This is a genomic window from Paenibacillus sp. FSL R7-0204 (assembly GCF_038002225.1).
Lineage (GTDB): Bacteria > Bacillota > Bacilli > Paenibacillales > Paenibacillaceae > Paenibacillus_AQ.
In genome coordinates this window covers 5,237,158-5,260,380 of record NZ_JBBOCA010000001.1, presented here as the reverse complement: position 1 = coordinate 5,260,380, position 23,223 = coordinate 5,237,158, and the positions used below count along the sequence as shown (strand labels likewise).

At 52.1% G+C, this 23,223-nt stretch carries 20 protein-coding genes and 1 pseudogene; 14 read left to right on the top strand and 7 right to left on the bottom strand.

What is annotated here, in order from left to right:
• Window positions 1-65 precede the first annotated feature (65 nt).
• Together MKX42_RS23160 and MKX42_RS23155 are read right to left on the bottom strand one after the other, a co-directional pair.
• Window positions 66-1,184: an IS4 family transposase gene (locus tag MKX42_RS23160; protein WP_340751609.1), complete on the bottom strand. Its 1,119-nt coding sequence runs from the start codon at window positions 1,182-1,184 to the stop codon at window positions 66-68.
• Window positions 1,185-1,354: 170 nt separating this feature from the next.
• Window positions 1,355-1,933 (bottom strand): YdeI/OmpD-associated family protein, encoded by a 579-nt coding sequence (locus tag MKX42_RS23155; protein WP_340754929.1) that lies wholly within the window; start codon window positions 1,931-1,933, stop codon window positions 1,355-1,357.
• 273 nt (window positions 1,934-2,206) lie between these two features.
• Here MKX42_RS23155 and MKX42_RS23150 point away from each other — a divergent pair, with 273 nt between their 5' ends.
• Window positions 2,207-4,144 carry a methyl-accepting chemotaxis protein gene (locus MKX42_RS23150; RefSeq protein ID WP_340754928.1) on the top strand — a complete coding sequence of 646 codons (1,938 nt, stop codon included), beginning with the start codon at window positions 2,207-2,209 and terminating at the stop codon, window positions 4,142-4,144.
• Here MKX42_RS23150 and MKX42_RS23145 read toward each other — a convergent pair.
• On the bottom strand, window positions 4,124-5,023 hold the full coding sequence (locus tag MKX42_RS23145) for an NAD-dependent epimerase/dehydratase family protein (protein ID WP_340754926.1): 900 nt from the start codon (window positions 5,021-5,023) through the stop codon (window positions 4,124-4,126). The genes MKX42_RS23150 and MKX42_RS23145 overlap by 21 nt on opposite strands.
• 55 nt (window positions 5,024-5,078) lie before the next feature.
• Window positions 5,079-5,849, bottom strand: a complete 771-nt coding sequence (locus tag MKX42_RS23140; protein ID WP_340754924.1) for an RNA polymerase sigma factor — start codon at window positions 5,847-5,849, stop codon at window positions 5,079-5,081.
• Window positions 5,850-5,986: 137 nt separating this feature from the next.
• Between MKX42_RS23140 and MKX42_RS23135 the strand changes: the two genes are divergently transcribed.
• Window positions 5,987-6,604 (top strand): ATP-dependent Clp protease proteolytic subunit, encoded by a 618-nt coding sequence (locus tag MKX42_RS23135; protein WP_340757774.1) that lies wholly within the window; start codon window positions 5,987-5,989, stop codon window positions 6,602-6,604.
• A gap of 19 nt (window positions 6,605-6,623) precedes the next feature.
• Complete coding sequence (locus MKX42_RS23130) at window positions 6,624-6,830, top strand: hypothetical protein (protein WP_036702456.1); 207 nt, start codon at window positions 6,624-6,626, stop codon at window positions 6,828-6,830.
• 1,375 nt (window positions 6,831-8,205) lie between these two features.
• Here the strand turns inward: MKX42_RS23130 and MKX42_RS23125 are convergent.
• Window positions 8,206-8,353: pseudogene (locus tag MKX42_RS23125) on the bottom strand (DapH/DapD/GlmU-related protein); the annotation flags it as partial.
• Between the two features lie 565 nt (window positions 8,354-8,918).
• On the opposite strand from MKX42_RS23125, the gene MKX42_RS23120 reads away from it, so the two are divergent.
• The 3 genes from MKX42_RS23120 to nspC all read left to right on the top strand — a co-directional run bounded on the left by MKX42_RS23120 (window position 8,919) and on the right by nspC (window position 12,622).
• Window positions 8,919-9,761 carry an AraC family transcriptional regulator gene (locus MKX42_RS23120; RefSeq protein ID WP_340754923.1) on the top strand — a complete coding sequence of 281 codons (843 nt, stop codon included), beginning with the start codon at window positions 8,919-8,921 and terminating at the stop codon, window positions 9,759-9,761.
• 498 nt (window positions 9,762-10,259) lie between these two features.
• Window positions 10,260-11,459 (top strand): saccharopine dehydrogenase family protein, encoded by a 1,200-nt coding sequence (locus MKX42_RS23115; RefSeq protein ID WP_036702452.1) that lies wholly within the window; start codon window positions 10,260-10,262, stop codon window positions 11,457-11,459.
• Between the two features lie 26 nt (window positions 11,460-11,485).
• The gene (gene nspC, locus MKX42_RS23110) at window positions 11,486-12,622 is read left to right on the top strand and encodes a carboxynorspermidine decarboxylase (protein ID WP_340757773.1); all 1,137 of its coding nucleotides are present in this window, start codon (window positions 11,486-11,488) and stop codon (window positions 12,620-12,622) included.
• 347 nt (window positions 12,623-12,969) lie between these two features.
• Here the strand turns inward: nspC and MKX42_RS23105 are convergent, their stop codons facing one another.
• A complete protein-coding gene (locus MKX42_RS23105; protein WP_340754921.1) occupies window positions 12,970-14,505 on the bottom strand; it encodes a stalk domain-containing protein in 1,536 nt (511 codons plus the stop codon).
• Between the two features lie 186 nt (window positions 14,506-14,691).
• Here MKX42_RS23105 and MKX42_RS23100 point away from each other — a divergent pair, with 186 nt between their 5' ends.
• Both MKX42_RS23100 and MKX42_RS23095 read left to right on the top strand, forming a co-directional pair.
• Complete coding sequence (locus tag MKX42_RS23100; RefSeq protein WP_340754919.1) at window positions 14,692-15,315, top strand: deoxynucleoside kinase; 624 nt, start codon at window positions 14,692-14,694, stop codon at window positions 15,313-15,315.
• Window positions 15,312-15,965 carry a deoxynucleoside kinase gene (locus tag MKX42_RS23095; protein WP_340754917.1) on the top strand — a complete coding sequence of 218 codons (654 nt, stop codon included), beginning with the start codon at window positions 15,312-15,314 and terminating at the stop codon, window positions 15,963-15,965. Before MKX42_RS23100 ends, MKX42_RS23095 begins: the two co-directional genes overlap by 4 nt.
• Before the next feature lie 261 nt (window positions 15,966-16,226).
• On the opposite strand, the gene MKX42_RS23090 is transcribed toward MKX42_RS23095, so the two are convergent.
• On the bottom strand, window positions 16,227-16,646 hold the full coding sequence (locus tag MKX42_RS23090; RefSeq protein ID WP_340754916.1) for a prepilin peptidase: 420 nt from the start codon (window positions 16,644-16,646) through the stop codon (window positions 16,227-16,229).
• Between the two features lie 156 nt (window positions 16,647-16,802).
• Here MKX42_RS23090 and MKX42_RS23085 point away from each other — a divergent pair, with 156 nt between their 5' ends.
• The 6 genes from MKX42_RS23085 to MKX42_RS23060 are packed head-to-tail and all read left to right on the top strand — an operon-like array spanning window position 16,803 to window position 23,199.
• Window positions 16,803-18,185, top strand: a complete 1,383-nt coding sequence (locus MKX42_RS23085; RefSeq protein ID WP_340754915.1) for a hypothetical protein — start codon at window positions 16,803-16,805, stop codon at window positions 18,183-18,185.
• Complete coding sequence (locus MKX42_RS23080) at window positions 18,186-19,070, top strand: hypothetical protein (RefSeq protein WP_340754914.1); 885 nt, start codon at window positions 18,186-18,188, stop codon at window positions 19,068-19,070.
• Window positions 19,052-19,879, top strand: a complete 828-nt coding sequence (locus tag MKX42_RS23075) for a hypothetical protein (protein ID WP_340754912.1) — start codon at window positions 19,052-19,054, stop codon at window positions 19,877-19,879. Before MKX42_RS23080 ends, MKX42_RS23075 begins: the two co-directional genes overlap by 19 nt.
• Before the next feature lie 14 nt (window positions 19,880-19,893).
• Window positions 19,894-21,360, top strand: a complete 1,467-nt coding sequence (locus tag MKX42_RS23070; protein WP_340754911.1) for an ATPase, T2SS/T4P/T4SS family — start codon at window positions 19,894-19,896, stop codon at window positions 21,358-21,360.
• Complete coding sequence (locus MKX42_RS23065) at window positions 21,338-22,321, top strand: hypothetical protein (RefSeq protein ID WP_340754910.1); 984 nt, start codon at window positions 21,338-21,340, stop codon at window positions 22,319-22,321. The genes MKX42_RS23070 and MKX42_RS23065 overlap by 23 nt, the downstream gene beginning before the upstream one ends.
• Window positions 22,318-23,199, top strand: a complete 882-nt coding sequence (locus MKX42_RS23060) for a hypothetical protein (RefSeq protein WP_340754908.1) — start codon at window positions 22,318-22,320, stop codon at window positions 23,197-23,199. The genes MKX42_RS23065 and MKX42_RS23060 overlap by 4 nt, the downstream gene beginning before the upstream one ends.
• Window positions 23,200-23,223: the final 24 nt, after the last annotated feature.

Sequence of the window (23,223 nt, the reverse complement as noted above, 5' to 3'; positions counted from 1 at the left end):
ATTAATTTCCGCGAACGCTCCGAATGCCCTAGACTAAGATACGTTTTTCTAAGCCTGTTGATTACCTATATTTTGGTGATAATGTCAGTAACATGAGCTAAATAAATCTTCCACTCCACAGGTAGCTTTTGCAGCGTAAATAATCGATCAAACTCGGCGAACGTTAATCTAGCGCTAACATGCACAGTACTATTTCCCTGTTCAAACAGAAACTTTAGCAACACATACACCAATAAAGCCACGTATAGCTGCCCATATACTGCATTTTCTGTGGTTCCAAATAACTTGGGAATGTTTAAATGCTGCTTAATCCAACGAAAAAATACTTCAATCTGCCAACGTTTCTTATAGATGTCTGCTATGGCTTCGGGGGAGTGCCAGTGCAGATTTGTCGCAAGAATGACGGGATTCCCTTTAGGATCTTTAAGAATCACCACCCGAAACTGATTCTTGCTGAGCGCCTTAACCTTTCCTAATTGGCACGTCAAATCCTGCTCGATACTTCCCTCAAATGGGCGATTTCGCAGGCGCGGGACCGGATTCACGAGCGTGGTGTTATCCTTAAGCCGAATGACAAAATATTGCCGCTCTTTCTTCTCTTGATAGCTGTCAAACAGCTTGTGCTTCCCGTAAGCGCGGTCTGCCACCAAAATATATTGGCTGTCGAGCAGGAAGGCGCAACTGTTTAAATCATGCTGTACAGCCGGGGTCTCCGTCACTTTGTGCAATTCATTCGAGTCCCCAAGTAATCCGACATGCAGCTTAACGCCTGCTTTTCTGCCTTTAATTTGTGCCCAAGGCAAGCGGCCTTGACCGACCGAAATGGTGGTTGAATCCACGATTAACAGTTCTTTCGGAATACCGAGTGACCGCTTGGCCTTCCGATTACAGAGCCCTATCATGAGTTTCAATAGACGCTTAAATAAGGAGAAAGGAACCTCTTTAGCCTTTTTGGAAAGCGTCGAATAATTCACCGCACGTTGTCCCTGAAGGGACATCCGTTGCGCGCCGTCTCGGTACCCGTCCCACTGCTGAAACGCTGCTTCAGCTAGAAACAAAAACAAATCATACACGGTAAATTTACGCGCAACATCAATATAGTTTAATTCTTCCAGAATCGGACGTAGTTTTTCCTCGGGAATCACCAATTGCAGAATGTTTGAAATTGAAGTAGACTTTTTCATGAGGCCGCCTCGTTTCGGAAGGTTTGTAGGGGTACAAACACTTTATCGAAATGGCGGCCTTTTTGCTACCTTTTTTTGGGTAATCAACAGGCTTAACGTTTTTCCAACTATATAGATTTAATTTGATGTCCGAAATCAAACTCACTAACAGAACTAATAATCTAACCGAACTAATAATCAAGCAGACGCCCGTTGTCATGCCACTCTCCGTACATTTTGTTCATACGGGTATTCTCTATGAATTTGTCTAATCTGCGTTCGAACAGCTCCGGCTGGCGGATATAGCTCTGAATGGTGTCGATCCGCACCCGCTGATACAGCGCCGGAAAGGCCAGGAAATGACGGTACACCTGCTCGTCCGCTTTCAAGCTCTGTTCAATCACGGGATCGATTCGAAATGCTCCGGCATCCATATCAGGCAGGCTTCGCCGTCCCTCATCGCGCATCAGGCCCAGCTTCTCCAGCCTTCGCACGCGCTCCTTATTCAGCTCGGTCCATGAACTACGCTTGCTGCGCGGAGATAATCTCTGTATCAGCTTCGAGTCAGCCGCCGCCTTTTTCACCCCGTCAATCCAGCCGAAGCACAGTGCTTCTTCCACGACGTCCAGATACAGTATCGTCCCCGGAAGCGGCTTCAGACTGACCTCTACCCAGCAAGAGCCCTCCGTGGTGCTATTCGCGATCAGCCAATCTCTTAATTCTTCCCTCGATGTTGCAGCAAGCCTGTTGTCACTGTTATCCGTACCCATAGTTACTCTATCTACCCTTCTGTCAACGATATTTCCGGCAGCACTAGCCTTCAGCCCTCAGCTTTTAGCCTTCAGCCTGAGTCTATCAAGTGCGTCCGGTGGCTCCATCTGCCTGGGCCTATTTCCTTAAATTCTGCACATTTGTTAACAGTTTCGCAACAGATTCTTTACGCTGCGCATACATAACTTAGGAGGACAATTAATATCCGGCTTTTACAATGAGAGAGTATTAGCAGAATATACCTATTGCAAAATCAGGCTGGATATGAAGGGATGATACTTTTGAAGGGGAATCTGCTGCACTTTTCGATGAAATGGAAGCTGATTTTGAGTTTCTCGGCGATTACGCTTATTTTTCTGGGCGTGGCTATGTACCAGGGACATAAAATCAAGCAGGTCGAGCGATCCATGGAACGGCAGAAGAGCGAAATGGAGAATAGAATTACGGTCTCAACCATCACCCAGCAGCTGCAGGAGCTGAACCGTGCGGAGACTTCCTTGGCGGATTCCAGTGACCTGGAGCAGGCAGAGCCCTTGAAGGAGAAGCAGCAGCAGCTGTCCACGGAGCTGGCCAAGGTAAATTTTGAGCTGGGTACGCCTGCTTCTGCGAGCTATAAGCTGCTGTCTGCACAAGCAAAAGAATATGGCGCTCTAATGAAGGAACTGGTAACGACGATGTCGGACGAGACCCTTGACCCGCTGAGTGTACTGGAGACCATAGATGGTATACATACAAAAGCGCTTGCGCTGAATCAGGACATGCTGAAGACTAACGGTGAGCTGTATACCGCTGCCGCTACCAATGCTGATCAGGCCCAGGGGGTCTCCTTCGCGCTGCTGGATGATACGGTATCCATCGTGATGTATGCTGCGATTGCAGTCTCTCTGTTCATGTTGGTGCTCGCCTGGCTGCTGATCCGCTCGTTCCTGTCACCGGTGCGCAAGCTTCAGGCGGCGCTCAGACAGATCGCGGAGGGCGATCTTCGGCAGCAGATTAACTCCCCGTACAATGACGAGCTGGGACAATTGAGCCATCATTTCGACCATATGGTCGGCAGGGTACAGGAGATGCTGCGGCAGACCTTGTCTGCGGCAGGCTCGCTTGCCGATTACGCACAATCTTTTAAGGGTTCTTCGGCGGTTACAGCGCATACGAACCAGAATATTGTCAGAACCATACAGGAGATTTCGCTTGGGGCAGACCAGCAGGCCAGCCAGTCGGAGCAGAGCACACAACTCCTGGAGGAGCTGGCTTGCGGGGTTCAGGAGATTACTGACTATACGGATGTGATGCTGACTACGAGTGAAGCCGCTAACCGGAACAGACAGCAGGGCTCGGATACCGTTACGGCGCTGCGCCAGAGCTCCCGGCATTCCCGGGTGTCCATCAGCAAGGTGTACGGGGCGCTGGACAAGCTGGTGAGCCAGTCCAAGGATATCTCGCGCATTACCCATTCGATCACCGAAATCTCGAAGCAGACGAATATTCTCTCGCTGAACGCCGCGATTGAAGCAGCGAGGGCTGGAGCAGCAGGCAAAGGCTTCGCCGTGATTGCCGATGAAGTGCGGCAGTTGTCCGTGCAGACGAATGACTCCTCGGTGCTCATCAGCAGGATTATTCAGGAGCTTGGGGCCGGTATGGAGGATTTCCAAGGGCATATGATGGAGACCCGGGACAATCTGGAGCAGCAGGATCATCAGGTAGAGCAGACCTTGGCCTCGTTCGAAGCTATCAACGAATCGATTACAGGCATCAGCACACAGATCGGTCAAATTCACCACAAGGTGGAACAGACGCGTACCCTCAATTCGCGGCTTGCCGAATCTGTACATTCTGTTGCGGCTGTAGCTGAGCAGACGGCGGCCGGAGTTCAGGAGGTTAACGCTTCCAGCATCCAGCAGGATCAGGCCATCGGGGACATTGCAAGGCAGGCCGGGGAGATTAATGAAATCTCGCAGCGGCTGTTCCGGGAGATTAATGTGTTCAAAATATCGGAGGCTGCGAACATCCAGCCCAAGCCACAGCGGGAGATGCAGACAAAGCTAACTAAACAGCCGGAAAAAAAGGCGGAAGCCGGAATTCACCGGCCCCTGCCTGCGGGAATACCGTTGCAGGATAAGCCTGCGCCCGGCCTGAGTACGCTTGTGAACGAACCGCCAAAAGAGATCTCCAAAGAGCTGGAGGAGGAGTTACTGGTCCTGGCGAAGTGAATGGGTCAGCGACGAGACCAGCTCCGGGAACCACTCTGATAAGGACAGGAAGCTGAAGCCCGCGTTGCGGGCTTTTGACGTATCCATGAACCAGGATGCTCCGATGCCAAAAGGCGATTGATCCGCCTCCGCCGCTTCACTCTGGACGACAGCCGTTCTTCCGGTGATCTGTTCGATGATGGAGATGACGCCGCCAATGGTGAGGGTGCCGTCCGAGCAGGCGTTCACCGGCCCCGTAACGGCTGAGCCTTCCCGGCCCAGCCAATGCAGGAAAGCAGCCGCTTCGTCCGAACGGATGAACGAGATCTCCGCCTGCGGATTAGGGATGCCAACCGGCCTTCCCGCCAGAACATGCTCGATGTGAAAATGCAGCCGGCGCGTATAATCATCCGTGCCCAGCACAATCGGAAAACGTACCGCAGCCACCGGGAAATCCGCTGTCTGAAGCAGAATCGCTTCGGCTTGCCTTTTGCCTTCCTGGTAACTGACTTCCGTCTTTCCGCCAGGCTTCAGCGGATAATGCCAAGGATCGAAGTCCGTTTCAGCCAGCGCCTCCGGCTGCGGATCGTACACGGATAAGCTGGAAGTCAGGATATACCGCTTGGCTCGCCCTGTCCAGATCCGCACAGCTGCCGCCGCCTCATCCGGCGTGTAGCAAATGTTATCGTAGACGATATCCCATTGGGTATCCCCGACAGCCTGCTCAAGCGCCGCTTCATCCGTCCGGTCCACAGCCAGCCGGGTAACACGCTCACCGAAGGTATCCTCAGTTAGCCCCCGGGTCAGGATGGTGACCTCGCTGTCCTGGTCCTGGAGCAGCAGCTCCACCAGTCTTTTGCCGAAAAATCTCGTCCCTCCAAGCACAAGCACCTTCTTCATGGGATCACTCTCCTAAGTTATAGTCAGAGCAGAGCCGCTGCTCCATTCATCGGTATTATGCAGCCATCCGAAGTCCGCCTGATGCAGGCGCTCCATGGGTATAGGCGTATCTTGCGTTGTCTGTATACACGGAATGCACGGACTGAATGGTAAAGCTGCTTACAGCAGCGGTTACCTCCCCGGCGTTCTCCTGGCGGAGCAGCTCCAGCAATACTGGAACCTGCCCTTGCTCATAGGCTTCAGCCAGCGCCCGCAGATAACCCCGGTAATCAGCATCCTGCGGAAGCGCGGGACCTTCATGCTGGATCAGCTCCTCCCGGACCTTGCTCAAGGCTTGACGTGCACGGTGCAGCGCTGCTTTGACTGCTCCTTCCGTGGTTGCCAAGAGTCCGGCGGACTCGGCGGCTGAATACCCCAGCACATCGCGGAGGACCCAGGCGGTCCGCTGCGGCGGCGAGAGATGGGCGAGTAGCGCCTGAAAGGTCAGCTCCGTCCCGGTCAGCTCCTCTAGGGCTGCCGCTGCAGAAGCTGGATCGGATGACACTCCGGACCGTTCCATGGCACGGATGAGCGACCCCCGGCGGCGGGAAGCGTCAATCCAGGTATTCTTGGCAATCCGCAGCAGCAGGGCTTCGGGATTGGGGCTGATGGTGAATTTGCGGTAGCCGAGCGCTTTGGCCCAGGTCTCCTGCGCCAGATCATCGGCATCGAAGCGGGAGCGGGTGAGCGACAGGCAGTAGCGCTGCAGCGTTGCTCCCAGCTCCTGAAGATGTCTTGTATCCATAGCTATCGTATCCGGTGTCCGGTGATGTTCAAGAATCGTCATAGTAGCCCTCTCCTTCGATGGGTTGCGTTGCTTCTATTATATAAACGAATGGCACAATGTAAAAGATACGCACCCCGCTATTTCCGCACCTCTTCCGCTTTCCGTATCTTTTCGCGCAGGCAACCCGTTTACAGGGTATCCACACTAAAACAGATCAGAGGAGGCATACCAGAATGAGTGTAATACCCTATGTGATAGAACAGACGGTCAGAGGAGAGCGTTCCTATGATATCTATTCCCGGCTGCTGAAGGACCGGATTGTATTCGTGGGTGCGGCAATTGATGACGGGCTGGCTAATAGCATTATTGCGCAGTTGCTGTTCCTCGCGGCCGATGAGCCGGATAAGGATATTCAGATGTTCATCAACAGCCCGGGAGGTTCAACTACCGCAGGCTTCGGTATTTATGATACGATGCAGGTAATTAAACCTCAAGTCAACACGATCTGTACCGGTTTTGCTGCTTCGTTCGCTTCACTGCTGCTGCTTGCGGGAGCCACTGGCAAAAGATCGGCCCTGCCGAACAGCGAGATTATGATCCATCAGCCGCATGGCGGGGCGCAGGGGCAGGCCAGCGATATTGCGATCAGCGCCAGACGTATTCTTCAGATCCGTGAGAAGATTGTCGTGATCACTGCTGAGCGGACCGGCCAGCCGAAGGAGAAGGTGGAGAAGGATATGGACCGGGATTACTTCATGTCGGCTGAGGAGGCATTGGAATACGGAATTATTGACACTATCATCACACATTTGTAAGACGAAGGAGAGGAAGAGCATGCTGGAAGCGCTGAAGGGACAGGAAGTTCATATTCATTTTTTGGATGGTACAAGTGTTAGAGGAGGCGTATTGGAGGAGCTGGATGAACGGTTCGTGAAATACAGTACGGAGTATCAGACCCTCTACATTCCCATTACCTCGATCCGGGCAGTAGAGCTGCAGACCAAGGAGCGCGAGCGTCCGCGCGTCGGCTTCGGGCAATAATCGGAAGCTGCATGTAAAAGCGAACAAAACCCCGTCATCTCTGCTCAGAACGAGCGGAGACGACGGGGTTTTTGCGCTGAAACGGTACCATCCTTTAAAAGGACGGCAAAGCCGTTTCCACTTATGAAAATAAGTTCAAGCCGCCTTGTGGGCGCAAGCTGCGTTTATACGGATAACGAGAAGGCGGGCTCCAGGCGGTGTACTCCCTTCGGGGAGTAGCCCAGAGAGGAGCTTAACCCGCACAGATCGGCCAGCAGATAAATGATGCTCAGCCACATCTCCGTGCCCTGCAGGCCGGTCTCCTGCTGGCGCGACAGCTGGAAGGCGAAGCCGCTTCCGGGAACCCAGAAGGGCAGCACTTCGCCGAGCAGCTTCTCTGCCCAGGCGCGAATCTCCGCCTGCCGGTAATCACTCTGCTTCAGGCAGAGCCAGAGCGGGTGGACGACATCCAGCACGTTGCAGGCATTCAGCGCGTCCAGGCGGAAGAAGCGGCGGTCCCGGCTGTGAGCCAGCACGGTATCGATGCTCTGCTCCGGGTAAGGCAGGGGCAGGCCGAACTGGGCATAGGTAGCGCGTGTAAGCCGGTAAAAGCCGTTCACCGGCTGCAGCCAGCCCTCCTCCGCAGTAGGCAGACCCCACAGCCCGGAGTCCCGGCGGCAATGCGTCGCCAGCCAGCCGAACAGACCATCCGGGCGCTTGCCGGAGCCAAAGGACTTCAGATTGTGATACAGCCCGGTAGCATAGCAATCAATCCAGTCGCCGCCGCCCCAGGCATTGTCCCCCCAGGGCAGACTATCAAGCTGCTGATACAGTGTGGCGGTATCCATATTCTCGGCCACGGCAACGGGATAAGGCAGAGCAGAACCTAACACCTCAAGCGCGTAGCCTACAGCGAGAAGATGATAACGCGAGAGATGATCGGCTAACAGCTCCGGCTGATCCTCCGGCCCGGGCGGCGACCACGGGTCGGGCAATAATCCGGTCCGGCTATCCTGGAACTGCTCTAATGTAGCGATCAGCTCCTCCTTCGTCCAGCCAGGCGGCAGATTGCCGAACATCGCAGCGATCTCCACGGCATCGCAGTAGGCCCGTACAGTCCGCCCCGCTCCCGGCCGGTCCCGGAACAGGTTCTCTCCCTCTATCGTTTCGGAGTAGAACGCAAGCAGGGGAGTCAGCTGCTCCTGCACCTGCTTGCTGAAACTGAGCAACTGTTTGTATAGGGGGTTAGGAGCGGCTGCCCCATCTACTCCATGTCCAGAGGATTGTCCCGAAGCATCCGTCATATGCTTTGCGAGTTTGCCTGCAAGTTCCATCTTCCTCACTATCATATCCTCCTTATGATCTGTTACCGCTGTCTCCCCGGCCAGACGGCTGCGGATCAGCTTGGCCGGGTTGCCGCCGACAATGCTGTAAGCTGGAACATCGCGGGTTACTATCGCCCCCGCTGCAACAATGCTGTGCGACCCGATCCGCACTCCGTCAAGAATCACGGCATTAGCCCCGATCCACACATCATCTCCTATGACAATGCCCTTGACTGTCAAAGGCTGGCGGAAGACCGGAACATCCGTCACAGCATAGCCGTGATTGAAGCCGTATAGACTTGCATGGGAAGCGATCCGCACGCCATTCCCCATGGTAATATCGCCTGACAATATGCTATAGCTGTTGATAGAGCAGTCACTGCCCGTGACCAGCCGTGTGCTGCGGACAATCGCACCTCCGGCAATGTAGCTCCGGTCACCGAGCGCCAGCTGATCCGGCAGCACAATGGCTTGCGGCGAGACGAAGCAGGCTTCCCCGAAGTTGCAGGGATAATCCGCAGCAAGCTGCTTCTGGTGCCGGTCCTGCTTAAGCCGTTCTTGCTCGGACAGGCCAATCCAAGGCATGTAATCCAGGGCTTGTGCCGGGGTGGACAGGGATTCAGTCATTTGGTATCTCTCCTTCATCATTCCAGCCGTTAATGTCCTAAGTGTAGCAATGAATGCAGGGGAGTGGCATGGTATAATGAACAGAATTGGTATGTCAAAAACGCTTCAGTATTGAATCCCTGGTAAATGGCAGGCTGAGAAACGGAGGAGCTATTATATGGAGGGAATTCCGCAGAATCTGGTGATAGATATCCACTGGATTCATGACAAGACCACCTTCCCGCACTGGAGGGATATCCGTCAGAATATACATGTCCACAGCCTGTATTGGATTCAGGAGGGGGAGGGAGTGTTCCGGACAGACACAGCGGAGCATCCGGTGTCACCGGACATGCTGTTCTATCTGCGGCCGGGACTGTCCATGGAGATGAGCAGCGGAGGCGGGGAGCCTTTGGGCATCACCATGATCCTGCTCTCGCTGTATACGTTGTCGCCTTCAGCGGACAATCAGGGGAGGGTAGAGCCGCTTCATGAACTGCCCTTGCCGTTTCAACTGAAGCCGGGGAGGGAGCCGGGCAGACAGCTGGGTGAGTTGTTCCGCCGGATTGCCGGCGATTTTGTTCCCGGCAGTCCCGGCAGCCAGCTTAAGACCCAGGCGCTGCTCTATCAGCTTTTGTACGAATTATTTCAGGCTAAGGATAGCGGTAATCCTGACCGGGGACAGGGATATGAACTGTTCGTACGGATGAAGGAGGAGCTTGAGCGCAGCTACAGTGAACCCTTGCAGATCCATGAGCTGGCGGTGCGCTACGGTATATCCTCCTCGTATGTACGCAGTCTTTTTCAGCAATATCTGCACAAGAGTCCCAAAGGGTATTTAAGTGAAATCCGCTATGAGCACGCGAAGAAGCAGCTGCTGTACACCAGGCTAACCCTGAAGGAGATTGCGGCCGCCTGCGGATACAGCGATGAGTTTCATTTCAGCAAAGCCTTCAAGCAGCTCAGCGGGCAGCCGCCGTCTGCGATGAGATTCCGCCAATCCCGCAACGCTCAAGTATGACAGAGGTATGGGATAGACAGGGTTACGCATAATACACGGATGGACCGGATCATTAGTTAACATTGGGTGACCTTTACAGTGATCAGTTAACGGCAGCGAAAAACGGGTAAGTTATTATAATGTGCCTCATTTGCACTTTTGTCCGGCTGGCCTTGCTTAAATTTGAAATAAAAAAGTTGAACAACACCGCCGTTGTGATATAATTATCCGGTTGGCCTGATGGACTGACATGTGGACGGAGCCCTAAGCTGGGATTCAATTTATTAAGGTTAAAAGCGAAGGAAAACGAAGGATTTCAGTGTAATGAAGTGAATTACAGAGTATTAATGTAGAAAACTGCAGATTTTACACGGAAGATCACAGTTTTTGTCGGATTTTATTGATTTATTGAGAAAGTTTCTGTATAATCAGCGTTGTTGATTTTTCATAGGATGTAGCCTGTTCCAGAGCAGCAAGGCTAATAACTAATAACTTAAGCATAATTAGGGGGTTATTAATTTGGGAAAAGCGTTAATTATTGGCGCTGGCGGTGTAGCGAGCGTTGTTGTTCATAAATGCTGCCAGAACCCGGATGTATTCGAAGAGATCTGCATTGCCAGCCGTACGGTGTCGAAGTGCGATGCGCTCAAGGAGAAGCTGGACGGGGGCCTGACTAAGATTTCTACGGCCAAGCTGGATGCTGACAATACGGAAGAAGTGATTGAGCTGATCAAGAGCTTCCAGCCGGATGTCGTGATTAATGTGGCTCTTCCTTACCAGGATCTGACGATCATGGATGCCTGCCTGGCTACCGGAGTGCACTATGTGGATACAGCGAATTACGAACCGCAGGATACTGCGAAGTTTGAATATTCCTGGCAATGGGCTTACAAGGAAAGATTCGAGAAGGCCGGAATTACAGCGCTGCTCGGCAGCGGCTTCGACCCTGGCGTAACCGGTGTATTTACGGCTTATGCGCAGAAGCATTATTTTGACGAGATCCATACGATTGATATTGTGGATGCGAACGCGGGCGACCACGGTTATCCGTTTGCGACCAACTTCAATCCTGAGATTAATATCCGCGAGATCACAGCGAACGGGCGTTACTTCGAGAATGGCGAGTGGATTGAGACAGCGCCGCTGTCCGAGAAGAAAGTATACGATCTCCCGGAGATCGGTCCGAAGGACATCTATCTTTTGTACCATGAAGAGCTGGAATCCCTGGCTGTTAATATCCCTGGCGTGAAGAAAATCCGCTTCTGGATGACCTTCTCGCAGAACTATCTGACCCACCTGAAGGTGCTTGAGAATGTCGGCATGACTTCTATTGAGCCGATCAATTATGAAGGTAAAGAGATTATTCCTTTGCAGTTCCTGAAGGCCATTCTGCCTGACCCGGCTTCCCTGGGACCAAGAACCAAAGGTAAAACCAATATCGGCTGTATCATTCAAGGAACCAAAGACGGCCAGCCTAAGACCTATTATGTCTATAATGTCTGCGATCACGAAGAGTGCTATAGAGAGGTTGGCTCACAGGCCATTTCCTACACTACAGGCGTTCCTGCGATGATTGGGGCAATGATGATTATCAAAGGTATCTGGAACAAGCCGGGCGTACACAATATCGAAGAGTTCGATCCCGATCCGTTCATGGATGCTCTTAACAAACACGGCCTGCCTTGGCAAGAAGATTTCTCGCCGACGCTGCTGGATTAAGGCGCATGGCCATGAAGAACAAGGACATCGATATTGATATCAGCAATCTGCCGTCTCCTGCCTATCTCGTGGACGAGCGTCTGCTGACGAAGAACCTGGAGACACTCAATTACGTGCAGGAGCAGAGCGGAGCCAAGATTCTTCTCGCGCAAAAAGGCTTCTCCATGCACGCCATGTACCCGCTGGTCGGCAAATACCTGCATGGCGTAACCTCCAGCTCCCTGTTCGAAGCCCGGCTGGGCTTCGAGGAGATGGGCAAAGAGGTGCATGTCTATGCACCCGCTTATATCGACCGCGAGTTCGATGAACTGCTTCGCTACAGCGATCATATGGTATTCAACTCGTTCGACCAGTGGAGCCGGTTCAAGCAGCGCGTGCAGAACGCACCGAAGCAGATTAGCTGCGGCATCCGCGTCAATCCGGAGTATTCCGAGATTGAAGTGCCGCTGTATGATCCTTGCTACAACTTCTCCCGTATGGGCGTAACCCTGCCGAACTTCCGGCCGGACGAGCTGGACGGCATTGACGGTCTGCATTTCCATACCATGTGCGAACAGAACTCGGATACGCTGGAGCGTACGCTTAAGGTCGTAGAAGAGAAGTTCGGGCAATATCTGCACGGTATGAAATGGCTGAACTTCGGCGGCGGGCATCATATTACCCGTCCTGACTATGATCTCGACACCTTGATCAAGTGCATTCTGCATATGAAAGAGACGTACAACGTGGAGATCTATCTGGAGCCGGGAGAGGCCGTTGCCTTGAACACTGGTTATCTGGTTGCAACGGTACTCGACACGATGCATAACGGCATGGACATCGCGATTCTCGATACTTCGGCGGAATGCCATATGCCGGATGTGCTGGCGATGCCTTACCGTCCGGGCATTATCGGTGCCGGAGAACCGGGCGAATTCCCTTACACCTACCGGCTGGGCGGCATGACCTGCCTGGCGGGGGATGTTATTGGCGATTATTCCTTCCCGGAGCCGCTCAAATACGGCGATAAGCTGATCTTCACCGACATGGCGCATTACTCCATGGTGAAGAACCACATGTTCAACGGCGTCAACCTCCCGGCCATCGCTTCTTATAATGAAGAAGAAGGCCTCAAGGTGATCCGCGAGTTCGAATATAGTGACTTCAGCGGCCGGTTGTCTTAACCGGTTGATGACAATAAATAGATAGTTATAATAGAAGTGCCCCCTCAGCTTAGGCTGAGGGGGCGCTTTTTGGGTGGGCGGATAGAACGGTATATATCAAGAAATCTGCAGAAGGGCAGCGGCTGGAAGTGCAAAACTTCTCTGGAGTCACGGCTATTCCCAAAACATAAAAATCATTAGTTCAATTTATATAGTAGGTTTAAGACTCGATCCCCGCTTCCCGCTACTCCTTACCCGCCAATGGAAATCCTGCATAATGTACAACATTTGGATTTTATCACGAACCCTAGTTTTCTTTTATGACAGCTTGTAACTCAGCAAAGGATCTTGTTCCTCCAAGCTCCTTATTACTTCATACTAATCGCAATTCTGCTCTCCTGCGGCAGCCAGTCGACCTTGGCGCCGAGCTGTTCGCTGATGAAACGCAGCGGCAGGTAGACGGTACCATTAACTACAAATGGCGGTGTTGCCAGAGTGACGCTTTTACCATTTACGGTGGTAGCTCCGTTCACGGTCTTGATGACGATGGTTAGCGGGGTTTTGTCGGCAGCGGTACCGGTGATCGTTACCACTTTGTCCATGGAATAACCGATAGTAGCTCCCATCTTAGTGAACAGCGAACGCAGCGGAATGAAATTCTGTCCGCCCCGGGTAATTACTCCGTTCGTGAAGGCGATGGATTCGCTATTCAGGGTAACGGAGATCGGCTTCTGCATCGGGACAGGCTGCTTATAGCTGAATTCATAGGTTCCGTATCCGAGCTGAGCATTCTTGTTTACACCCCAGCCCCAGAGCGTGCCATCATTTTTCTGCATAATAATATGCCTTCTGTCGCCCTTCATCGACTGAATATCGGAAGCAAGCAAGGTGAACTTTGCATTCGGCGACATAAGCTCAGCAGCAATCGAAGCCGCATAGACCTTGCCGTCTGAGGTCAGGGCGACAATAGATTGTTCAACGATGTAGGCATCGGTCACCTTGCTGATCCCTGAGAAGACAACCGGAACGGGTTCATCCTGATACGTGGTTCCATCCGAATATCCGGTGACCGTGGAGCCCCAGAACCATAGACGGGATTGCTTGTCAATCGCGAGCCGGCTGCGGCCATTGTTGTACAGTGCCTGAATATCTTTTAAGCCGGAAAATGGGGTTGCAGTTATCTGCACCGGGTCACTATAGGTCTGCGGGTCATAACTATCCTGGACGGGCAAGCTCCAGACGCTGCCATCCTTGCTGAGCGCATAATTCTGTTCGAGCTGAACAATATCCTTCAGATTGGCAACGGGTGTAAAAGTGGCAAGTTCGTCAATACTGGTCCAGACCGTCCCGTCTGTCTTCAAGAACAGATAACGCTTCCAGCTGCTAACCTTATTGTTAAGCTTGTTGCTCTCGGAATATTGAGAGATAGCTGCAACGTGATCCAGGCCTGGAACAGGCGCAAACGGAGGAGTCGTATTATCGTCAGTTGACGTAACTGAAGTATATACCGTACCCTCTCCGGTGACTGCCAAATGACGGGGGTATACTCTTTGGAAACTGGTTATATTCTTCAATTCCGGCACTGGCTTAACTTCGATGGCCATAGTGCGGGCGTTGCTCTCCCACTTCCAGACCGAGCCATCCTTGGTGGCTACCATTGCACTGTAATATAGCGGGAAAGAAGCTTGTACATCACTTAGTCCGTGTACCTGCGTAGGTACGGACTTCGTCTCACCCCAGACCCACAGGGTACCGTCATCCTTAATCAGATAGTCGGGTCCGTAGGACGAGATGCCGGAGCCACCGCCACTAGCTGCTGCTGTTGCAGCCCCGGGAGTCCAAAGAGCCAGACACGCTGTCAACCCCATTACCATGCTCACCAGCAAATTTCTTTTTTTCTTCATGATATCCTCTACTCTCTTAGGAAACTACTGAATTAGGTAAATAAAGAATATATTACCTTGAATATAGACGCTGCTTGGCCCTGAAAAGTTTCTTTGAAAATTAACCGTTCTTGGCGGCGCTCCTGTGGTACAATAATTTAGTCTGTTTTTTGGAATTGTCCGTACTTGAGGAGGAAATTAGCGTTAATGAAACATGCACCTTTTATAGCCGTGGAAGGCCCGATTGGAGCCGGTAAAACCACCCTCGCCACCATGCTCGCCAGTGAATTGCAGCTTCCGGTCATTAAAGAAATTGTCGACGAGAATCCGTTTCTGGACAAGTTCTATCAGAATATGGACGACTGGAGCTTCCAGCTTGAGATGTTCTTCCTCTGCAACCGGTTCAAGCAGCTGGAAGACACGACTGTGCAGTACATAGATCAAGGGAAGCCGGTCATTTCGGATTATCATATCTACAAGAATCTGATCTTCGGGGAACGGACGCTGAAGGGATCGAAACGGGACAAATACCGGGAGATCTATCATATTCTGACCGATGATTTCCCCAAACCGAACATCATTCTGTATATCCGGGCGGATCTGGATACGCTGCTGGCCCGGATTGCCAAGCGTGCGCGTACTTTCGAAGAGATCATTGCCCCTGCCTACCTCCAGCAGTTAATTGAGGATTATGACGATGCGATGGCCTCACTGGCCCGCCGCGAACCGTCCACCGTAATCGTCACCATCGACGGAAATCAGGTGGATTTCGTGGAGAATCCCGAAGATTTCACCGCCATCACGCAGCAAGTAAAGGAGCTTATGAAATGAATAGTTACAACATCCCGGACAATGCAATTATCACGGTAGCCGGTACCGTAGGCGTCGGCAAGTCGACGCTGACCGCAGCACTCGCGCAGCGCCTGAATTTCCAGACCTCGCTGGAGCAGGTGGATCATAACCCGTACCTGGAGAAGTTCTACCACGATTTTGAGCGGTGGAGCTTCCACCTGCAGATCTATTTCCTGGCGGAACGCTTCAAGGAGCAGAAGAAGATGTTCGAGCTGGGCGGCGGGTTCGTGCAGGACCGTTCGATTTATGAAGACACCGGGATTTTCGCAAAAATGCACGCCGACCAAGGCACCATGTCCCCGACAGATTACGCAACCTATACCAGCCTCTACGAGGCTATGGTGATGACGCCATACTTCCCGCATCCCGATGTGCTGATCTATATTGAAGGCAGCCTGCCTTCGATCCTGACCCGGATCAATGAGCGCGGGCGCGAGATGGAAATCCAGACTGACGTCTCCTACTGGGAGCATATGCACGGCAGGTATTCCCAGTGGATCAACGAATTCAGCGCCTGCCCGGTGCTGCGCCTGAACATTGACGAGTATGATGTGAAGGACCCGGCTTCGGTGTCTGCGATCCTGGAGCAGGTAGGACGGACGATCGGGCAGCGGGCGGCACAAGCATAAAGTGTTTATTTACAAATAAAGAGCGTTTCACAGCCGATAGAGACTGTGGAACGCTCTTTTTCGTTAGGACGAACGTTTAGTTCGATTGATCTACATCATAATAAGCGGTTCGCCGGAAAATTATGCTGTCTATAGGTCTGTATAATATTTCGCATTTGCACCTTAATTTGGGTAATAGGGCCTGTTTCAAATCACCTGCCATTGGATTAATTAAAAACAGAAGGAAATATTACCAATTGAAAAAAGCTAAATCAAATCAAGTTAATACATAATTAACACGGTCAGAATGACTGGAACAGTAAGAAAAGGAGCGAAGGGCACGGAGCCGGGAAACTCCTGCCGGTAGGTCCGCTTCAAGAGCAGAACCGCAGCACATAACAGACAAGCCGCACCGAACAGGGCCAGATTGAGGAGTCCTCCCAGCCATACCCCTACAGCCGAGATTAGCTTAATGTCTCCTGCTCCAATCGAACGGGAGTACCTGCGCAAGAGAAGAAGGGGGGCGGCGGGAAGAAGCAAACCGTTAAGCGAGTTCAGCAGAGACCCGTACAGGATCATATGAAGAATGCCCACTCCCAGAATTAAGGCTGTCAGCATATTGGGAATCTTGCGCCGGCGGATATCACTTAAGCTACATAAGATCAGTATTAGCATAAGGCTGGATAACAATAGGAGTTTCATATAGGACACCGCCTCGGATTCTGTGTGCTGTGCTGGGTTTTGTGCTCTGCACTATTAGTCGTTTTATGGAAAATGTTCTCATGATGTGCCGTATTGTGTCAAGGCTGAAGGCCGGGGTTCTATACCAGGCAAATTCACAATGAAAGAGGATTGAAAATGAGGGTACTTCTACTCGCAGGTACAGCTCACGGGTACATCACTGCCCATATCGCAGATCCGTGGACCACGATGAATGACGGGAGCCTGCGGGTCCGGGAAGCCGCCGGATTATTGCAGAATTCCACCCTTCCCGGACCGGAAGCTGTTGTGATTACAGACGAAGGATTGCCGGACGGACTGGCTGCTGACAAGGAGTCTGTTCATACTTTGTTAGAGCATCTATCCCAGGCACGGGAAGACACTCCGGTAATTATATTAACGAGAGACCCGGGTCAGAGAGAAGCCTGGTCATCGCTTGCAAGACAATATCTGGGGCTCAGCGTTCTTGAATATCATACGCCCAGGCTGCCAATCGCATTGGTGAAGCAGGCTTTGGCACAGCTTGCAGATCGTCAGAGGAATAATGGGTTAGGATCAGGCAGCCTAGAAATGCGCTTCACGCCAGCCCGGGAGAGTGAACCGGGTGAGCTGAAGGGCAAGAAGCGTTCTTTTCTGGACAGGTTCCGTTCCAAAGGGAAGGATGCAGAAGCGATCCAGTCCACTGACCCGCTCTCCCGGGAGCTGGCGAACATCAGCCGGGGGATGAGCCGGGTCGTGGCGGTGACCGGACACCGGGGCAGCGGGCTGACGAGCACCGCGGTCAATCTGGCGGCAGAAGCTGCAAAACGCGGACTGAACACTATTCTTGTGGATATGGATACTGAATACAGAGGGATTAACTTGTATTTCAGCGGATTTGATGAACAGGCGCACAAGGATGAGCATCTGGGGAGTTCTTTGATCCGGATGCTGGCGAAGCCGCAGGATTACAGGACCAATGCTTTTCCTGTTCAGGGGAATCTGTGGATGACTACACTCAGCTACGGATTCCAGGACAAGCGGGCGATTCAGCAATTCTACACCAGCGAGAAGCTGGCCGGATTGTTATCGGCTCTGCGGAATAACTTCAACCTTGTCGTACTCGATCTTCCCCTGGATGCCATGCGGCAGATGGAGAGTGCGCTGATTCATATGGATACCTTCGGACTGTGTGTTCCTAACAACCTGTATTCGGTGCTAAGCACCCTGCGGAATATTGAATTAGTGCTTGAACGGGATTCTGCCGCCTATCTCAATGCCAAGACCAAAGTGATTGTCACCCGCTATAATCACAGCTTCCGTTATCACGGTGACCTGTTTACCCCGGAGAAGGTCGGTGAGCTGCTCGGCTCGGGCCTCAGTGACAGCTTCCGGTACGAACCGGCACTGGCCGGCTACGTGCCTGCCAGTGCCGAATTTGACCAGCAGATCGAAAGTGATATCCCGATTGTGAACAGCGGACCGGCGTTCGAGCGGGCGTTCGGCACCATACTTCTTAGATTGATGGAGGGTTCGGGGTAGATGGATATCAGAGGTGTAAAAAATGTGGCTCCCAACCGGAACCTGTTGAAACGAATAGTTGCAGTACTGTTCAGTCTGATCGTCATTGTCGTTTCATACATAGTCATCACCAACGCCAGCCAGGATGCCCGTGATACGGTAGAGGTGCTGCGGCTCACAGAAAAGGGAGGGCTGCCCGCCTTTACGGTGCTGACAGAGAAGCAAGTGGAGACCTATAACATTATCCGCACAGAGTATACATCCGATATGGTGCTGGCGGACAAGCTCCCTGAAGTACTGGGCAAGTTCACGAAATATTATATTCGGGATAATAGTGTGCTGTATGAGGATCAGCTGCTGGATGAGAAGCCGGTCAAGAATGAATGGCTGTATAAGCTGGGTGAGAAGCAGGAAGTCCTCACCCTGCCCTACAACTTCCTTGAGGCTGGCGGAGACATTCTGATGCCGGGAGACCGTGTCCGTATCCGGGTGTCTTACAATGTGGAAGAAGCTGCAGCTTCCGGTGCAGGAGGCAATCCCAATGCCGTATTCAACCCCTCACAGTCCTCCGTTACGAAGACCGAGATTCTGTTCGACAGTATCGTCATCAAGGATATGCTCAACGCGAACAGTCATTCGATCTATGAGGTATACAAGGAAGTGCTGAAGCTGAGCGAGGACAAGCGGCAGGAGGTTATGCGCAGCGACGATTTCCTGAAGAGCATTCAGCCCAAGGCTCTGCTGCTGGAAGGCTCAGGTGAGGAGATTAACAAGTATGCCAAATACAAAAGCCTGGACAGCAAAAGCTTTCTGATTACGATGCTCAGCAGAAGCGGCAGCACGGTAATTATGGATGAGCTGCCTACACTGCAAAATGAGGTGGAATCATGGATCGAAAAGAAGTAAAAAAACTGGAGAGCATCTTCCGCAAGATATCCTCCAAGGAGCTGGTCGGAGCCGAGTTTCGGGACAGCCCGCTGATCTATAGTGTTATTGGTTTCTTGCCGGCCTGTGAAGGGACAGATCAGGCCATGCTGATCGGCAATTTAGGCTATCTGCTGGCGCAGCAAGGCTTCAACACCTGCATCGTGGATTTTAAAGTGTTCAATCCGAACCTCTACTATCTGTTTGGTGTAGACCCTCCCGCCAGAGGAAAAGGGCTGATCCGGGTGCTCAAAAGCGATAAAGCGGATATGCGTGAAGATATTGCTTCTACTTCAGAAGAGAACCTGTATCTGCTCTCCCCCAGTCCCTATGATCTGCTGGAGGAATACTTCGAATTTGGTTTCGCGCATATTGAACAGGTATTAGCCACACTTAAGGGAATGTTCGATATTATCCTGCTGGACATTCCATATAATCCTCCACTCGAATTCTGCACGGGGGCGATGAAGCACTGCCATATCGGATATTTTACAGCAGCCGAGCGGATCGAGGCGCCGGGCAATATGACCAAGCTGCTGGACTTTGCCGCTTCCATTGGCATCAGCACAGCCAAGTTCACCAGTGTGATTATGATGAACCTGCATGAGATCGGGCTGGACTATAAGGTGTTTAAGCAGATGGGCTTTCAGATCGCAGCAGCGCTGCCCTTCGTGAAGGCCGCAACGGCGTACACCCAGGACGGCAAGCTATATGTTAAAGATCATCCGCTGCAAAATAAGGCATTCATGAAGGAAATGAACCGTTTGCGGGATTCCATTATTAATCAGTGAAGGAGGCCTGAGCCTTGCTAACCCGGGCAAAAGTAAGTGAAATGCAGCAGAAGTTCTCGCACCACAGCACGCAAGAGGAAGATATGGATGCACTCAAAAATAAATACACCACCATCAGCTTCGAGGAAGCGCTGGAATTATGCCAGAAATACATTAGCAAGGCAGCAACGAATGCCTTCCGCCGGGAGAGAGACCCGATCCGCAAACGGGAAATGACCCAGGGGTATATTATGGAGTTCGTCGATTCCCAGAAGCCTAGTGTGGAGGGGTATGGCGGTTTGCAGTCTTTAAAGAATGCGCTGATTAACGAAATCACGCATTATGGCCCGATAACCGAGGCCATGGAGGACCCGCAAATTGACGAGATCCGGGCCAACGGGCCGGAACAGATCTTCGTGGAGACCGGCGGTAAAACGCTGCGCTGGGACCAGCATTTCACAGACCGCGAACATATGGAGCGTATCATATCGAAGTTAATTGGAGTGTCCAAGATGCGCCTAACACCGAAGGTTCCGATGGTGAATGCCCGGACGGTGGAAGGGTACCGGGTGAATGCCACACATGCGGAAATCTCGCCCTATGAGCTGCCTGCTTTTGTCATCCGTAAATTCAGCAAAAAAAGTCTTACTCCCGCCATGATGATTCATGAACAAAGCTTCTCTGTCAATATGTTTCGGCTGCTCTCTCTGATTCCCAAGGCAGATCAGTCATGGATTACTGTAGGGCCAACCGGCAGCGGTAAAACGACGCTGAATGAGGTGTTAGTGAAGCAGATTCATCCGCTCTCCCGGATCATAACGATTGAGAATCCTTCCGAGATGCGGCTGCACCGCCGGGAAGGGGGAGAATTCGGCCCCATCATCAATGATGTGCTGCAGTACGAATCCGTGCCTGAAGAGGATGATGCCAGTCCGGCTACGATGGAGAACCTGCTGATTAATGCGATGCGGCAGTCTCCGCATTGGATCGGACCGGGCGAGCTGCGGACCCCGGGTGAATTCGCGACTGCGCTGCGGGCGGCACAGACGGGGCATTACTTCTTCACCACACTTCATGCCGAAGGGGATGAGGAGGCGATCTACCGCTTCCTGACTGCCTATTTGATGGTGTCCAATGAACCGGCTGAGCTTGCCTTGCGCAACATCTGCAGTGCAGTCAAATTCGTAATCTACCAGGAGAAGCTGGCTGACGGAACCCGCAAGGTCACTTCGATATCTGAGATTCTGGGGTCAGAAGGGTTGAAGCCGCTGATCAATCCGATTTATAAGTTCATCTATGATGATGTGGTGGAGGAGGCGGGCGGCACAAGGGTGGTCCAAATTATCGGGCGGCACAAGCGGGTGGGCAAGCTATCCCTGCGTGCCCAGGAATCTATGCTCAAGGCCGGCATTAAGCGCAGCCGGTTTGAATTCCTCACCCGGGAGCCCCTCGAGGACGAAACGGAGGGTTATGCATTCGATGAATGTGAACTTACTCACTAGTCTGCTGCTCGGCGCTGCGGCCTTCGTGCTGTTCAATACGATCTTCCAGGTCCGCTTCTTCGAGGGCTCTCTTCACCGCCTGTTAGATCTGCTGGATACGGTAGCTGACCATCTTGGTAAATACAATACCAAGCGTTACGTTGCCCGGATTAAGCGGGAGCGTATCGTCAAGCGGAAGGAGAGCCCGATCGCGAAATACAATCGGCTGGTGGAAGGACTGATTCTGGATTTCAACCTCCCGGTTACCCTGGAGAGCTTCACTTCTCTGCTCTGCATTTCTTTCGCGCTGGTAGCCGTGGTCATTGTGTTCTTCATGAATAGCGTAACGTTGTCGGTAGTCGTAACCATCTCCATTTTTGTCGGCCTGATGACCTGGTTCGTGATGCAGTCCAAGATTATACGGGCCCAGGATATCGAAAATATTATGGACGCAGAGGATCTGATCTGTCCGCTGGCACGGGACGGCGTGCTGGTCGCGATCAAGAAGGTGATGGAGAGTGATGAATACATCAGCCCTAACATCCGGGTCTATCTCCGGCAGTTCATAGATAACTGCGAGAATAACGGATACAGCTTCAGGCAGGCCATCACCCTGCTGAACCGCCAGCTCGGTCCTAAGTTCGATGATTTTACCAAGAAAGCGATTGTGTTTGAATATAACGAACGCAAGGGAATGGCCGACATCTTCCTGGATATTGTAGATGAGAATGCGGTGCTGAGGGAGATCAATGCGCGTAAGGAGACGATTTTCCGCAAAATGAACCGTGATTTCCTGATGAAAACCGTCATCGTACTGCTGTTCTTCATCTACGCCCTGTCCATTGACGGATTTCGCGAGTTCATGCTGTACACACAGGCCGGGAAGCTGATTAACACCATGATGATCTGTGTGATCTGTCTGAGCTTCGCCCGTACCCAGGCGCTCCAGGGTAACCTTGGGGGAGGAAGTGACCGTAAATGATCTTTATCGCCAAGGTGTGTGCCTTAACGTCCATTCTGTATTTGATTAAGCTGTTTCTCCTGCCCATGCTGAAGCCGGTCAGCGGACGAAAGAAGAAGCGCGCACGCCGGTTCATGAACGAACGAAAAAGCACGCAGCTGAAGCAGCGGGTAGCATTGTACAAAAAGAACTTTGCCCTGAAATATATGACAGGCTTTGTGGGCACAGCTGACCGCATCCGCTTCCGCAAGATGATAGACCGGCTGGAGCTGCTGGTCCGGCCGGAGGAGATTCGGTTGAATCAATTGCTCTATGCCTCGGGCGGAATGCTGCTGACCCTTGTGCTGGGCAGTGCCAACCGGCTGCTCGGCTGTGTGACCGCCATCTTCATTCTGCTGGGCTGGATCTATCCGGTGAAGAGCCTTGAAGAACAGATCGAGAAGAAGAACCGCAATATCTCGCTTGATTTCCCTGCCTTTTACAGCATGGTCTACTACCAGTACTCCAAATCCATCAATATCTATCTGGCGGATGTGATTCGTGATTACCTTCCCCATGCGGGCCAGGATATGGCCGAAGAGCTGGGTGTGATGCTGGACAATATTGAATACGGCGAGGAATATGCGCTGAAGCAGCTTAAGAAACGGGTTCCTATGCGTTATGTGATCAAGTTCTGCGATATCATGGAGACCCGCCTTAGAGGCTATGACAATGTCTCCCAGATGGTGTACCTCAAGAATGAGGTCAATCAATTCCGGGTGGAAGCGCTGGAGAAGGAACTGCTGCAGCGTGAGCGCAGCAATGCACGAATCCAATGGATACTCATTATCATCTTGTTCGTGTACATTGCCATTTATTATCTGTTCCTGGTCAGAGGTTCACTGCAAATGTTTCAATAAATTTTACATTCGGAGGTTGAATAA